We start from the raw sequence: 13,537 nt of genomic DNA on the forward strand, positions 1-13,537 counted from the left end.
GCGCCTCAGGCCGCGGCAGGCGGTGGCGCGGTGCGCAGCAGCGCCAGCGCCTCTTCGTCGCTGGTCTGGCTGAAATCGAGGTAGAACGCGCCCACCGCGCCGAAGCTGGGCGGCGTGTTCAGGCAGATGACCTCGTCGGCAGCCGGCGCCAGGCTGGCCAGCCCCTCCTGCGAACCCACCGGCGTGGCCGCGACCACGCGCGCCGCGCCGGCCATGCGCACGCCTTCGAGCGCGGCGCGCATGGTGGCGCCGGTGGCAACGCCATCATCGACCACGATCACGACGCGTCCGGCGCGGGCCGGCACCGGCTTGCCGCCGCGGTAGCGCTGCTGGCGCCGGGCGATCTCGTCGAGCTGGCGGCCGCGCTCGGCATCGAAGCTGCCGCTCTCGACGGCGCGGCGTGCCCAGGGATCGTCATTGACCACCGTGTGCGGCCCGCCGCCGCCGGCATCGCCCTCCACCACCGCGCCCAGTGCCAGCTCCGGGTAGCCCAGCGCGCCGATCTTGCGCACCAGCAGCACGTCCAGCTGCCCGTCCAGCGCGCGCGCCACCTCAAATGCCACCGGCACGCCGCCGCGCGGCAACGCCAGCACCAGCGGCGGCTGGCCCAGCCGGGCGGCGCCAAAGCCCAGCGCCGCCAGGTGGCGGCCGAGGTATTGGCCCGCTTCGCGGCGATCGGCAAAGCACGGGGGCAAGGACATGTCGGTTTCCATGGGCGGGACAGTCCGGCGCGGGGGTCCCTCCGCCCAATATAGACCCTGGCGATGCCTGCGGGGGCGGCCCGCGGGCCACCTGCCGGCGCGAGCGAGCGCCATTAGGCGCGATGGTGCAACAGTGTGTTCAGCCGGGGGTGGCTGACCGCGCCGCAGTGCAGCATTACGATGGCGGCTGGCACTGACAACGCCGCACCGCCCTTGCCGGGCGGGTACCGCCCGCGCCCGGCCCGATCGCATGAGCCCTGACATGACCACGCCCTCCTCCGCCCGCGCCGCGACTGCGCAACCCCGACACGACGCCACGGCAGACGTTTCCCCCCTCGCCGCGCCGGACATTCCGTTCGGTTCGCTCGAAGCCGCCGCGATGGCCGAGCTGCCGTACACCTTCCGCCCGGCCGGCACCTGCACGCGCTACTACAACGAGTTTTTCGGCTGAAGCGCCGGCGGCGCGCCCGCCGCCATCACGGTATCGCACAGCGCGGCCAGTCGCGCCGCCATGTCGCGCGCGGCGGCCGGCAGGTCCGGCTGCGCGTGCAGGCTCAGTTCGACATCCGGCACCGCGGCGGGCCAGCCTTGCTCCAGTACCGTGTGCTGCGCCGTGGCCAGCCGCCGCGGCAGCAGCGTCACGCCCAGGCCATCGGCCACCGCCGCCAGGATGCTGGCCAGGCTGGCGCTGACAAAGGCCACGCGCCAGCGCCGGCCGCCGGCGTCGAGTGCGTGCGTCATCTCGCCGCGATACAGGCCGCCCACCGGGAACGCCACCAGCGGCACCGGATCGCGCGCCACCGCCGGACGGCTGCGGCTGTCGATCCAGCACAGCGGCTCGGGCCAGCTGGCCAGCCCCTGCGCCTGGCCGGTGCGCTGCTTGACCAGCACCAGGTCCAGCTCGCGGTCCTGGAAACGCTGCCACAGCTCGTGGCTCATGCCGCTGGTCACCTCCAGCCGCATGCCCGGCCAGTCATCGGCAAACCCGGCCAGCACCGGGGTCAGAGGGCGCGCGGCAAAGTCCTCGGGCACGCCTAGCCGGATCTCGCCCTGGCCGGCGCTCTGGCGCAACTGCCCCACCGCCTCGGCCATCAGCTGCTGCAGGCGGCGCGCATAGCCGAGCAGGCGCTCGCCTTCCGGCGTGGTGGTGACATAGCGGCCGCTGCGGTCCAGCAGCACGCAGCCCAGCTGGTCTTCCAGCCGGCGCACCTGCTGGCTCACGGTGGACTGGGTCAGGTGCACACGCTGGGCGGCACGGGTAAAGCTGCCGCTTTCGGCGACGGCGACAAAACTCTGCAGCAGCACGGGGTCGAGACGGGGATCCTGCACGACGGGGCATCCATTGGTTTTTCCACTGCTGGCGATTTCATCATTTAATTTCCCAATCACCAAGGCCCGGCGTACAGTGGCGCCGCGATGGCCCCGGCTGCATCCGGGCGCCGTCGCCCCTGACTTCAAGCACCATGCCGCGTTGCGCGCGAGCATGTACCCACTTTTCTGCCAACCATGACCACTCACCAGGCATTCATGCGCGAGGCGGTCCGCCTCGCCTTGGCCAACCGTGACCGCGGCGCGCGCCCGTTCGGCGCCGTGCTGGTGCTCGACGGCGAGGCTGTCGCCACCGGCGTCAACGACATCGTCCACAGCCACGACCCCACCACCCATGCCGAGATGGAGGCGGTGCGCGCCGCCGCGCGCAAGCTGGGCCGGCCCGACCTGCGCGGCAGCGTGGTCTATGCCAGCGGCCACCCCTGCCCGATGTGCCTGGCGGCGCTGACCATGGCCGGGGTGCAGGCGGTCTACTACGCCTTCGACAACCACGATGCCGCCCCCTACGGCATGTCGAGCGAGGCCGCCTACCAGGCGCTGCGCCTGCCGCTCGACCCGCCGCCGCTGCCGCTCACGCGGGTGCCGGTCGACCTTTCCGCCGCGCAGCTCTACGGCATGCGCGCGCGCCGTGGCTGAGGGCGCGCGCCCGGCGCGCCCCGCGCCGCCGCGCTGGCTGGTGCTGGCGGCCGTGGCCGGCATCGGCCTGAACCTGCGGCCGTTCCTGACCGCGGTCGGGCCGCTGGCGCCGGCCATCCGCGGCGGCACCGGCCTGAGCTACCAGGGCATGGCGTGGCTGACGCTGCTGCCGATGCTGCTGATGGGGGTGGGCGCGTTCTTTGGCCCTGCCATCCGCGCGCGGCTGGGTGCGCGCACCGCGGTGCTCGGCGCGCTGGCCTTGCTTGGCGGCGGTTGCGCGCTGCGGCTGGGCGCGGCCGGCGCCACCTGGCTGATCGCCTCGGCGGCGCTGTGCGGGTTGGGTGTGGCGGTGGTGCAGGCGGCGTGCCCGGGACTGGTCAAGCAGGAGTTCCCGGCGCGCGTGGCACCGGTGATGGGCCTGTATTCGGCCGCACTGATGGGCGGCGGCGCGCTGGGCGCGCAAGTGTCGCCCTATGTCACCGAGCTGGCCGGCAGCTGGCGCGAGGCGCTGGCGCTGTGGGCCGTGCCCGCGCTGGCGGCGCTGGCACTGGCGTGGGTGGCGCTGCCGCGCGGCGCGGCCAGCAAGCCGGCATGGGCCGGGGCCGCGCGGGCAAGCCGCCCGGCCAGCGCCGCCGGCAAGACCGGCGCGCTGCTGCGGCGTCCGCGCACCTGGCTGCTGATGGCTTGCTTTGGCGTGATGAACGGCGGCTATGCGTCGCTGGTGGCGTGGCTGGCGCCGTTCTACCAGAGCCACGGCTGGAGTGCGCCGGCGAGCGGCTCGCTGGTGGCGCTGATGGCGGTAGCTCAGGCCGCCGCGGCGCTGCTGCTGCCCACGCTGGCGGCGCGCCGCCTGGACCGGCGCGCCTGGATGGCACTGGCGCTGGGGCTGCAGGTGGCCGGCTTCGCCGGCCTCGCGCTGTGGCCAGACGCGGCGCCGCACGCCTGGGCCGTGATCGGCGGCGCCGGCTTGGGCGGCTGCTTTGCGCTGTACCTGGTGGTGGCGCTGGACCACCTGCCCGATCCCGACAGCGCCGGCGCGCTGAGCGCGGTGATGCAGGGCGGCGGCTTCCTGCTGGCGTCGCTGGCACCGTGGCTCACCGCCATGCTGCACGACCGCACCGGCGACTTTGCCGCGGGCTGGTGGTACCACCTGGCGTGCGCGGCGGTGGTCGGCGTCCTCACCATGCGGCTGGATCCGGCGCGCTACGGCGCATCCTTTGCATTGGCGGCGCCCGCCGGGTGCGCGCGGGCCGCAGGATGAAACCGGCCTGGCCGCGATGACGGCGGACGGCTGATACCAGTCTGGCCGCCAGCCGCCTCGTCCGGGCTCAACCGGGCTCAACCAGGCTTACCCCGGCTCAACCGGGGGGCCGGCGAGGTCAGCGGGCCGGCGCGGCCTCCACCACGGCCGTGACATCCGCCGGCGCCGGCTGCTGCGGCAGTGCGAACAAGGCTGCGGCGGGCGGCGACAGGCCCTGCAGCCATTGCAAGGCAAGCACGATAAGCATGACCGGCATGGCGCCTCCTTCCCGCATTCCGTGGCCACTTCCCACTGGTATAGCCCATCCTGCCCGCACGGCGCCCGAGGGCGACGTCCGGTATCGTCCGGGCGTACCCGTTTCTGCGTGCCTGCCGCACCGGCCCGGCCCGTTAGCGGCCACGCCCGGGCCGGCCGCCTTGCGAAAACTATTTCGCATGTAACGTCACATTACCTTCGAAGTTGTGCCCGTGCGCCGTCTGCCGGGTCCGCCGCTGTGCCCGGGGAGCCTTGCCCGGCAAAGGATTCCGGCGGGCATGCAGGCGCAGCGGGACCTCGCCCGCGCCGTCGCCCCTTGTGAGACAGGCTTACAAGTGCAAGCGCGCAGCGTGGGGGCCGGTCGCTACATTGGAGCCGTGTCCAACGCGATCCCGCCAGGAGCCCTGATGAAACGCGCCCTCTCGCTGGTGGTGCTGCTGTCCACCACCGCCGCACTGCTCTCCGCCTGCATCGTGGTGCCCCCGCGCGGCGGCCCGCCGCCGCGCCACTACCACCACTACGACCGCTATTGATTACCCCCACCGCCCAAAGGAGCTATCCCATGAAACGCCAACTCCTGCTTGCTGCAGCCGTCCTTGCCACGGGCGGCGCTTTCGGGCTGAGCGCCCCTGCCGAAGCCCATCCGGCCGTCGTCGCCAGCGGCTACGGCCACCCGCCGCCGCCGCCGCGCTATGAGCCGCACCCGGCCGCGCGCCGCGGCCAGGTCTGGGTCCCGGGACACTGGGAAGCCCGCGGCGGACGCTACGACTGGCGCGGTGGCTACTGGCAGCCGCAGCGCGTCGGCTACCGCTATGTGCCCGAGCGGTGGGTGCGCGGGCCGCACGGCTGGGTCATGCGCCCGGGCCGCTGGGTACGCTGAAGCCGGACAGCTGGGCCATCATCCTGCACCGCGGCCTGCCTCCCCCCACCAATGGGTGGTGGCAAGCCCGGCGCGCCCGGTGCCGCCCGCGCCGCAGCGTTCATCCATAGTGGTAGCCGCGCCTCATCCAGAAGCACTAGACCATGTGCGCGAACTGCCCGGAAATCTCCCGAATTGATTTCGCAACCAAGCTTTCCGGAGCACGTTTCATAATTGGAGCAGCACCGCTGATGATGTATTCCGGACACCCCTCGATAGGGTTATAAAATCGTCATATCCCGCCTCGGGATAATAGAATCTGTTTCAGGTTTGCAACCAATTTAATTCTCAATGTCACATCTTTGAAACCACCGCGAATGGCGCCAGCGCGGCGTTTGCGGAACCTGGCAGGTATAAATACGACATATTTGAAGGGATTATTAAGGTCCTTTCATTCCCTCCTTCATTCCACCCCGGACCCACTCGCTTGCATTCCCCTCCCCCACCCCATAAGATGAATTCCAAGTGATTTAGGAGCAAGCAGCACCCGGGTTCGGATTTCGGGGTCATCCTTCCAGCCATGAGCGAGTTCCAGCCACAACAACGGAACTGTCAGGCATGGAAGCATGGGGGTCAGCCACAGAGCCAGCCACCAGTCATCAGCCGTCGCTGGTGACGGCGGTCCTGTCACGTCCTCCATACGCAAAGTGCCCCGCAGTCCGCCCCCAGGTAAAAACGGGGAGTGAAGTCCATGAATGCGTTGCTGATCGAGGAGCATCCACTGCTCCGGCTCGGGCTGTTGCAGATGCTCGAAAACATCCAGGAATCCGCCCAGGTGGCGGCCATTGCGCCCGCGGATATGGCCAGGCTGGACGCCAGGCACCAAAACGCCGACCTGCTCGTTTTCGGCATGCCCGCCGACCCCGCGCCCGGCTGGGTGCTGCTGGACCAGGCCCGGCAGACACTCGCGCCGCAACGCATCCTGATCCTTGCCGACACCCTGCCGTTGCACGTGCCCACCGCGGACAGCGCGCGCGGCATCTGCGGCTGCCTGCCCAAGTCCGCCTCGCTGGCGGTGATCGAGGCTGCCATCCGCATGGCCGTGTCCGGCGTCCAGGGGCTGGTCTTCACCGCCGAGACCGGTACCTTGCCCTCGGCGTCGCGCTCGGCAATGCCCGCCATGCAGTCACTCGCCTCGGCTGCGCCGCTGCCGCTCAGCGCCGCGCATCCGGCCCAACCGCCGGGGGAGCAGTTGTCGCTGGCGTCCTGCGCCAGCACCCCGCGCGCCGCCCTGCGTACCACCGTGGCCCTGCGCGACCTGACCGAGCTGCGGCCCGGCCAGCCGCTGTCCGCACCGGCATCGGCGGCGGTGTCGCCAACGCCCGCTGCCATGCCGCTGACCGAGGAAGAGCCCGGCTACGACGAGGCTGAGATGCTCAAGATCACGCCGCGCCAATACGAGGTGCTGGTGCTGCTGGCGCGCGGCTATCCGATCAAGACCGTCAGCCGCATGCTCAACATCTCGGTGGCGACGGTGAAGAGCCACGCCTGCACGCTGTACCAGCGGCTCAAGGTGCGCAACAAGGGCGAGGCCGTCTACGCCGCCCTGCAGCGCGGCGCCACGCTGGAATGGGTCAGTGGCGACGAACGCATCACGCGCGAAACCAATGGCGCCGGGATGGCGTCAAGACGCAACGAACCGCCGTGCCAGGCGGTCAGGCCAGCGGTCTGAGGCCGGTCTGACAGTTTTGCCGCGCCGCGCCCGCACAGACGGGCCGGCGCAACACCGGCGCTTGCCGGACGGGAGGGGTCATCATGCAAGGCAGCACGTTCTTGCCCAGCTTTTCCGTGTGCGTCAGCACGCGCGACCATCCGGACGGCCTGCGCCGGACCTTGCAGTCGATCGCGGCATCGACCATGCCGCCGCACCAGCTGATCGTCTGCGATGACAGCAGCCACGACGCCACGCGCGCGCTGATGCGCGACGCGTACCCCGACATCCCCTGCCTGGACGGGCCCCGGCGCGGCGCCGCCGCCAGCCGCAACCGGCTGCTGCGCGCGGCCACGGGCACGCATGTGCTGTTTCTCGACGACCACGCCGCGCTGGGGCCAACCTTCCTGCAGCAAATGGGCGAGCGCCTGGCCGACGACTTCATCTACCGGGTCGCCGCCGGCGGCAACGCCGACGCGCTGGTGCTGACCGGCACGGCGATGTGCGCGGGCGAATGCCTGCGTCCGCAGCGCCAGGATTTCCTCGGACAGCCGTTGCGCCAGCCGCGGCGCGGCGCGGCGCGCGCGCGGCCGCTGTGCGCGGTGGTGCTGTCCAGCACGGTGTTCCCGCGCGCGCTGCTGGAGCGGCTGCCGTTCGACGAGTGCCTCGATGCCGACTACGACGTCGCCGACCTGACCGGGCGCGCGGTCTATGGCTGCGGCTGCCGCATCGAGCTGGTGCCGAGCGCGATCAACCTGCTGCATGGGCAGCGGCCACTGCCATGCGGCGGCAGCCCGGCCGCCGATGCCGCGCGCATGGTCACCATGCTGCACCGGTACGGCCGCAGCCAGCACCGTCACGACAAGGCCGCGCTGTTCCTGATGCTGGCCCTGCCACACAACCTGGGACAGCACCTGCACCGCAGCGGCTGGCGCGGCGTGGCGCCGTTCTGGGCCACCACGCGCCTGCTGTGGCAGCACTTGCGGCTTGCGCCCGGCCATGACGGCACCGCGGACCCGGCCCGCGCCGAGGTCGCGGCGCCGATGCCGCGCACCTGATCCGTGGCGGTGCGCCCACACCGGCGGCCGCCCTTGTGTGGGGTAGCAGACGGTGCGCCGCAGGACCGCGGCGCTACAGTCGCCCCACTTGCTAACGGATCAGAGCCATGGGCGCAAACGAGCTGGACACTCTCGGTCATCACACCGTCATCGGGCCGGAGCGGACCGCGCCGCGCGGGCGCAACGGCATCCGGCGCGCGCTGATCACCGGCATTACGGGGCAGGATGGCTCCTACCTGTGCGAGCTGCTGCTGGCCAAGGGCTATGAAGTCCACGGCATCAAGCGGCGCAGCTCGCTGTTCAACACCGAGCGCATCGACCACCTGTACCAGGACCCGCAGGCGCCGGAGCGCCGCCTGATCCTGCACCACGGCGACATGACCGACACCGCCAGCCTGGTGCGCGTGGTGCAGCAGTCGCAGCCAGACGAGATCTACAATCTCGCCGCGCAGAGCCACGTGCAGGTCTCGTTCGAAGAGCCCGAATACACCGCCAACACCGATGCGATCGGCACGCTGCGCCTGCTGGAGGCGATCCGCATCCTAGGGATGGAGAAGCTCACGCGCTTCTACCAGGCGTCCACCTCCGAACTCTACGGGCTGGTGCAGGAAATCCCGCAGAAGGAAACCACGCCGTTCTATCCGCGCAGCCCGTATGCCGCGGCCAAGCTCTATGCCTACTGGATCACGGTGAACTACCGCGAGGCCTACGGCATGTATGCCTGCAACGGCATCCTGTTCAACCATGAAAGCCCGGTGCGCGGCGAGACCTTCGTCACCCGCAAGATCACGCGCGCGATTGCCCGCATCGCGCTGGGCCTGCAGGAAACGCTGTACCTGGGCAACCTGTCAGCGCTGCGCGACTGGGGCCATGCGCGCGACTACGTCGAGATGCAATGGCTGATGCTGCAGCAGCCCGCGGCCGAAGACTTCGTCATCGCCAGCGGCGAACAGCACAGCGTGCGCGAGTTCGTGCAGCGCGCCGCGCGCGAGCTGGGCATCACCATCACCTTCCATGGCAGCGGCGTCGACGAGGTCGGCATGGTCGAGCATGTCGATGCGCCCGCGCGCGGCGGCATCACGCCGGCATGCAAGCCGGGCGAAATCGTGGTGCGGGTCGATCCGCGCTACTTCCGCCCGACCGAGGTGGAAACGCTGCTCGGCGACGCCAGCCGTGCGCGCGAGCGCCTGGGCTGGACCCCGCGCATCGGCTTTGCCGAACTGGTCCGGGAAATGATCGAGGCCGACTACGCCGCCGCGCGGCGCGACGCGCTGGTCAGGCTGGCCGGGTTCCAGGCCTTCAATCACCTTGAGTAGTCCCTTGTCCGGTCACGAGGCATCCATGAACGAGCCCATTGGCGCGCGCCCGCGCATCTTTGTCGCCGGCCACCGCGGCATGGTCGGCTCGGCCATCGAGCGCGCGCTGCGCGCGCAGGGCGACGCCGACATCGTCACGCGCACGCACGCCGAACTGGACCTGTGCGACCAGCAGCAGGTGCAGGCATTCTTTGCCGCGCAGCGCATCGACGCGGTCTACCTGGCTGCGGCCCGGGTCGGCGGCATCCATGCCAACAACACCTATCCGGCCGAATTCATCCACCAGAACCTGGCTATCGCCACCCACGTGATCCATGCCGCGTGGCAGGCCGGCGTGCGGCGGCTGCTGTTTCTGGGCTCGAGCTGCATCTACCCGCGGCTGGCGCCGCAACCGATCCGCGAGGCGTCGCTGCTGACCGGCGCGCTCGAGCCGACCAATGCGCCCTACGCCATCGCCAAGATCGCCGGCATCATGCTGTGCGACAGCTACAACCGCCAGTACGGCACCGATTACCGCTGCGTGATGCCGACCAATCTCTACGGGCCCGGCGACAACTACCACCCCGACAACAGCCATGTGATACCGGGACTGGTGCGCCGCTTCCACGATGCCCGCCTGGCCGGCAGCGCGCGCGTGTCGGTGTGGGGCACGGGCAAGCCCTTGCGCGAATTCCTGCATGCCGACGACCTGGCGCGTGCCTGCCTGCATGTGATGGCGCTGTCCGCACCGGCATACCGCGAGGCAGCGCCCACGGGCTTCCTCAACGTCGGCAGCGACGACGAGATCTCGATCGGCGCGCTGGCGGCACTGGTGGCGCAGGTCACCGGCTATCGCGGCAACATCGCCTTCGAAACCGACAAGCCCGACGGCACGCCGCGCAAGCGCCTGGACAGCGCCGCCATCATGCGCACCGGCTGGCGCCCGCGCATTGCCCTGCAAGACGGCCTGCGCAGCGTGTACGAGGACGCCTGCCGCACCGGCAGATTGCCTGGCGGCATCGCGGCCGCGCTGGCCTGACCCCCAACGCGCGCGGAGCGGCCATGAAGATCCTGATCTACTGCCAGAACTACGCGCCCGAACTGACCGGCATCGGCAAGTACACCGGCGAGCAGGCGCAATGGCTGGCCGCGCGCGGGCACGAGGTGCGCGTGATCTGCGCGCCGCCGTACTATCCCGCGTGGCGCGTCGGCGAGGGCTACAGCGCCTGGCGCTATGGCCGCGAAGCGCACGGCAGCGTGACGGTCTACCGTGCGCCGGTATGGGTGCCGCGCAAACCCTCGGGCCTGCTGCGCATCCTGCACCTGATGAGCTTTGCGCTAAGCAGCCTGCCCTGCGTGGCGGCGCAGCTGCGCTGGCGTCCCGACGTGATCTTTGCGGTCGAACCCACGCTGATGTGCAGCCCGGCGGCGCTGCTGCTGGGCAACTGCACGCGCGCCCGCACCTGGCTGCACGTACAGGACCTGGAGGTCGATGCCGCGTTCGCGCTGGGCGTGCTGCGCCATCCGCTGCTGCGCCGGCTGGCCACCCGCATCGAACGCGCGCTGACCACGCGCTACCACCGCGTCTCGACCATCTCGCAGGCCATGGCGGACGCGCTGCTTGCCAAGGGCGTCAGCAACGCGCGCCTGCAGCTGCTGCCCAACTGGGCCGACCTGCACGAGGCGCCGGCCGACGCGGCGCTGGCGTTCCGGCACGGCCTGGGCATCCCCGCCGATGCGGTGATCGCGCTGTACGCGGGCAACATGGGCAACAAGCAGGGCCTGGAAGTGCTGGCCGATGCCGCGCAGGCGCTGCAGGGCCACCCGCGCATCCACGTGGTGCTGTGCGGCGACGGCAGCGGCCGCGCCGCGCTGCAGGCGCGTTGCGCCGGCATGGCGCGCGTGCATTTCCTGCCACTGCAGCCGCAGGCGCAGTTCCACGCGATGATGGCGGCGGCCGACATCCACCTGCTGCCGCAGCGCGCCGATGCCGCTGACCTGGTGATGCCGTCCAAGCTGACCGGCATGCTGGCCAGCCGGCGCCCGGTGATTGCCACCGCGCAGCCCGATACCGAACTGGGGCGCCTGGTGGCACGCGTGGGCGTGCTGGTGCCGCCCGGCGACGGCAGCGCGCTGGCGCACGCCATTGCCACCCTCGCCTGCCAGCCGCAGCGGCGCGCCATGCATGCCGCCGCGGGCCGCGCCTGGGCCGAAGCCCACCTGGGCCGCGACGCCGTGCTGGCGCAACTGGAGTGCGCGCTGCAGGCACTGGTATCGCCGCCTGCCGCGCAAGATGCCTCTGCGGTTGCATAAGCGCAGAGGCGGCGAACGCCAACCGTCCAAGGGGGACCTCATGAGCCAGAACACCGCCACCACGCAAGCCGCGCTGGTGCAACGCCTGATGCAAACCATCAAACCCCTGGTGCCAAGCTGGGTGCGCACGTACTACCACGTGCGCCGGGAGCAGCAGCATGACGCGCGCTACCGCGCCAAGCCGCCTGGCGAAGTGTTCTCCGACATCTACCACAGCAGCCTCTGGGGCGAGGCGAACGAGCCGGGCTTCTTCAGCGGCACCGGCTCGCACGATCCGCGCATCGTCGAGCCCTACGCCGATGCCGTCACCGCGCTGCTGCGCGAACTGCCGCGCAAGCCCGACGTGGTCGACCTGGGCTGCGGCGACTTCCATATCGGCAGCCGCATCCGCCCGGCATGCGGGCGCTATGTGGCCTGCGACGTGGTGGCGCCGCTGATCGCGGCCAACCGCGAACGCTACGGCCATCTCGATGTCGAGTTCCGCTGCCTCGACATTGCCGGCGACGAGCTGCCCGCCGGCGACGTGGTGTTCCTGCGCCAGGTGCTGCAGCATCTGGACAACGGCCGGATCGCGCGCGTGCTGGCCAAGCTGCACCGCTACCCGGTGCTGGTGCTGACCGAACACTTGCCGCTGGCGCCGGATTTTCCGCCCAATGCCAACAAGCGGCTGGGGGCCTCGACGCGGCTGGCGCGCATGGTGCCGAGCGGCGTGGTGCTGACCGCGCCGCCGTTCAACCTGAAACCGGTGCACAGCCGCGTGCTGTGCGAGGTGCGCGAAGGCGCGGGCGTGATCCAGACTGTCGCCTACACCCTGCATTGAGCCGGCGCCCGCGCAACGGCGCGGCCTTGCCGGCTTGCCACCGGCCTCAGCCGGCGGTGCCGGCCTCGGCCGGCGCGGTGGCCGAGGCCGGAGCCAGCGCGGCCAGGTAGATGGCCTCGTACTGGTCCAGCGCCCGTTCCGCGGAGAAATGCCGCGCCCACGCCAGCGAGTCGGCCGAGAGCTGGTCGCGCCGGTCCTGCGGCCACGACAGCAGCTCCAGCAGCATCCCCACGTTGCGCCGGGCCCAGGCCTGCGCCTCGCCTGGCTCCATCGGCTCCATCATCAGCGCCAGCCCGCCGCCGATTTCCTGCATCGGCGCCCGCGCCGTGGTCAGCACCGGGATGCCGCACGCCATGGCCTCGATCACGGGCCAGCCGAACCCCTCTTCCAGGCTCGGGAACAGCAGCACCGCCGCCAGCGCATAGGCGGCGTGCACGGCCGCGGTGGACATGCCCTCCAGGAACCGCACCTTGCCGCCCAGGCGCTCGGCGCCGGCGGCCAGCTCGCGCATGGCGGGGGTCGGCTCGGGGCCGATCATCCACAGCGGGCGCGGCGCGGCGGCACTGTCACCGCCGCTAGCTTCGCAGTACGCCTGGTATAGCGCCAGCACGCCCTCGCGGTTCTTGTACCACTGGTTGCCGCCGATATGGACCAGCATGCCGGGCCGGATCTCGTCGATGCTGGCCGCGCGCAGCCGGCGCATGGCGACATCGGGCGCGAGCGGACGGAACGGGTAGTTCAGGCCGTTGTGCACCACCCGCACCCGCGGCCGCGGCCCGGGATGCAGGCGCAGCAGGTCTTGCGCGGTCTTCTCCGACACCGCGACAAAGTTCCGGCCCAGCGCGATGCCGCGCAGGATCAGCGCCTGGTAGAGGCGCCCGCTGGCCGACAGCTGGCGGCCCGGAAACTCGCCCGCGGCAGTGCGCTGCGCGATGAAGTCGTGGCAGTGGATGACATGCGGGCGGCGATGCAGCAGCCACATCCACATGCCCAGCGAATGATCGGTCAGCACCACCAGCGCACCCGCACCCTCGCGCCGCAGCCGCCACCACGCCCACGCCGGAAAGAGCAGGTACTGGTCGACATAGCCGAGCCACTTGCGCAGGCCCGGGCGCGTGGACAGCCGCACCAGCACGGCGGGCGGCGTCCATAGCTGGGCCTCGTGGCCGCGCTCGCGCATGCCCTCGACGATCATGGCCGCGAAGCGGTCCATGCTGTGGCTGCCGAAAAATGTGGGATGACCGAACAGGATGAGCCTCATATTGCTTTTCTTTTCGGATCCATGTGGAGGTTCGATGG

15 protein-coding genes are annotated in these 13,537 nt (G+C 70.9%); 11 read left to right on the forward strand and 4 right to left on the reverse strand.

The window, feature by feature from the left end; all coding sequences use genetic code 11:
* Positions 1-5: 5 nt before the first annotated feature.
* Entirely contained in the window at positions 6-701 is a 696-nt protein-coding gene (locus tag ACOCMH_RS02875; RefSeq protein WP_427307675.1) for a phosphoribosyltransferase, read from the reverse strand.
* 262 nt (positions 702-963) lie between these two features.
* On the opposite strand from ACOCMH_RS02875, the gene ACOCMH_RS02880 reads away from it, so the two are divergent.
* Positions 964-1,152, forward strand: coding sequence for a hypothetical protein (locus ACOCMH_RS02880; RefSeq protein WP_427307677.1), 189 nt, complete (start codon positions 964-966; stop codon positions 1,150-1,152).
* Here the strand turns inward: ACOCMH_RS02880 and ACOCMH_RS02885 are convergent.
* On the reverse strand, positions 1,131-2,030 hold the full coding sequence (locus ACOCMH_RS02885) for a LysR family transcriptional regulator (RefSeq protein WP_427307678.1): 900 nt from the start codon (positions 2,028-2,030) through the stop codon (positions 1,131-1,133). The two genes, ACOCMH_RS02880 and ACOCMH_RS02885, sit on opposite strands and share 22 nt — an antisense overlap.
* A 177-nt stretch (positions 2,031-2,207) precedes the next feature.
* Between ACOCMH_RS02885 and ACOCMH_RS02890 the strand changes: the two genes are divergently transcribed.
* Positions 2,208-2,666 (forward strand): nucleoside deaminase, encoded by a 459-nt coding sequence (locus tag ACOCMH_RS02890; RefSeq protein WP_427307679.1) that lies wholly within the window; start codon positions 2,208-2,210, stop codon positions 2,664-2,666.
* Positions 2,659-3,927, forward strand: coding sequence for a cyanate transporter (locus ACOCMH_RS02895; RefSeq protein WP_427307681.1), 1,269 nt, complete (start codon positions 2,659-2,661; stop codon positions 3,925-3,927). The genes ACOCMH_RS02890 and ACOCMH_RS02895 overlap by 8 nt, the downstream gene beginning before the upstream one ends.
* A 118-nt stretch (positions 3,928-4,045) precedes the next feature.
* Here the strand turns inward: ACOCMH_RS02895 and ACOCMH_RS02900 are convergent, their stop codons facing one another.
* Positions 4,046-4,183: a hypothetical protein gene (locus ACOCMH_RS02900; protein WP_427307683.1), complete on the reverse strand. Its 138-nt coding sequence runs from the start codon at positions 4,181-4,183 to the stop codon at positions 4,046-4,048.
* Positions 4,184-4,589: 406 nt separating this feature from the next.
* On the opposite strand from ACOCMH_RS02900, the gene ACOCMH_RS02905 reads away from it, so the two are divergent.
* The 8 genes from ACOCMH_RS02905 (at position 4,590) to ACOCMH_RS02940 (ending at position 12,238) form a co-directional block, all read left to right on the forward strand.
* Positions 4,590-4,715, forward strand: a complete 126-nt coding sequence (locus ACOCMH_RS02905) for a hypothetical protein (protein ID WP_012354904.1) — start codon at positions 4,590-4,592, stop codon at positions 4,713-4,715.
* A gap of 29 nt (positions 4,716-4,744) precedes the next feature.
* Positions 4,745-5,062: a hypothetical protein gene (locus ACOCMH_RS02910; protein ID WP_427307685.1), complete on the forward strand. Its 318-nt coding sequence runs from the start codon at positions 4,745-4,747 to the stop codon at positions 5,060-5,062.
* Between the two features lie 730 nt (positions 5,063-5,792).
* Positions 5,793-6,773: a response regulator transcription factor gene (locus tag ACOCMH_RS02915; RefSeq protein WP_427307687.1), complete on the forward strand. Its 981-nt coding sequence runs from the start codon at positions 5,793-5,795 to the stop codon at positions 6,771-6,773.
* Positions 6,774-6,856: 83 nt separating this feature from the next.
* Complete coding sequence (locus tag ACOCMH_RS02920) at positions 6,857-7,810, forward strand: glycosyltransferase family 2 protein (RefSeq protein WP_427307688.1); 954 nt, start codon at positions 6,857-6,859, stop codon at positions 7,808-7,810.
* Between the two features lie 107 nt (positions 7,811-7,917).
* A complete protein-coding gene (gene gmd / locus ACOCMH_RS02925) occupies positions 7,918-9,126 on the forward strand; it encodes a GDP-mannose 4,6-dehydratase (protein WP_427307689.1) in 1,209 nt (402 codons plus the stop codon).
* 25 nt (positions 9,127-9,151) lie between these two features.
* Positions 9,152-10,144 carry a GDP-L-fucose synthase family protein gene (locus ACOCMH_RS02930; protein ID WP_427307690.1) on the forward strand — a complete coding sequence of 331 codons (993 nt, stop codon included), beginning with the start codon at positions 9,152-9,154 and terminating at the stop codon, positions 10,142-10,144.
* Positions 10,145-10,167: 23 nt separating this feature from the next.
* Positions 10,168-11,418, forward strand: coding sequence for a glycosyltransferase WbuB (locus tag ACOCMH_RS02935; RefSeq protein WP_427307691.1), 1,251 nt, complete (start codon positions 10,168-10,170; stop codon positions 11,416-11,418).
* Between the two features lie 40 nt (positions 11,419-11,458).
* The gene (locus ACOCMH_RS02940; protein ID WP_427307692.1) at positions 11,459-12,238 is read left to right on the forward strand and encodes a class I SAM-dependent methyltransferase; all 780 of its coding nucleotides are present in this window, start codon (positions 11,459-11,461) and stop codon (positions 12,236-12,238) included.
* 46 nt (positions 12,239-12,284) lie between these two features.
* On the opposite strand, the gene ACOCMH_RS02945 is transcribed toward ACOCMH_RS02940, so the two are convergent.
* Positions 12,285-13,499 (reverse strand): glycosyltransferase, encoded by a 1,215-nt coding sequence (locus ACOCMH_RS02945; protein WP_427307693.1) that lies wholly within the window; start codon positions 13,497-13,499, stop codon positions 12,285-12,287.
* Positions 13,500-13,537 lie beyond the last annotated feature (38 nt).

The organism is Cupriavidus sp. H39 (genome assembly GCF_050271075.1).
Classification (GTDB): domain Bacteria; phylum Pseudomonadota; class Gammaproteobacteria; order Burkholderiales; family Burkholderiaceae; genus Cupriavidus; species Cupriavidus necator_B.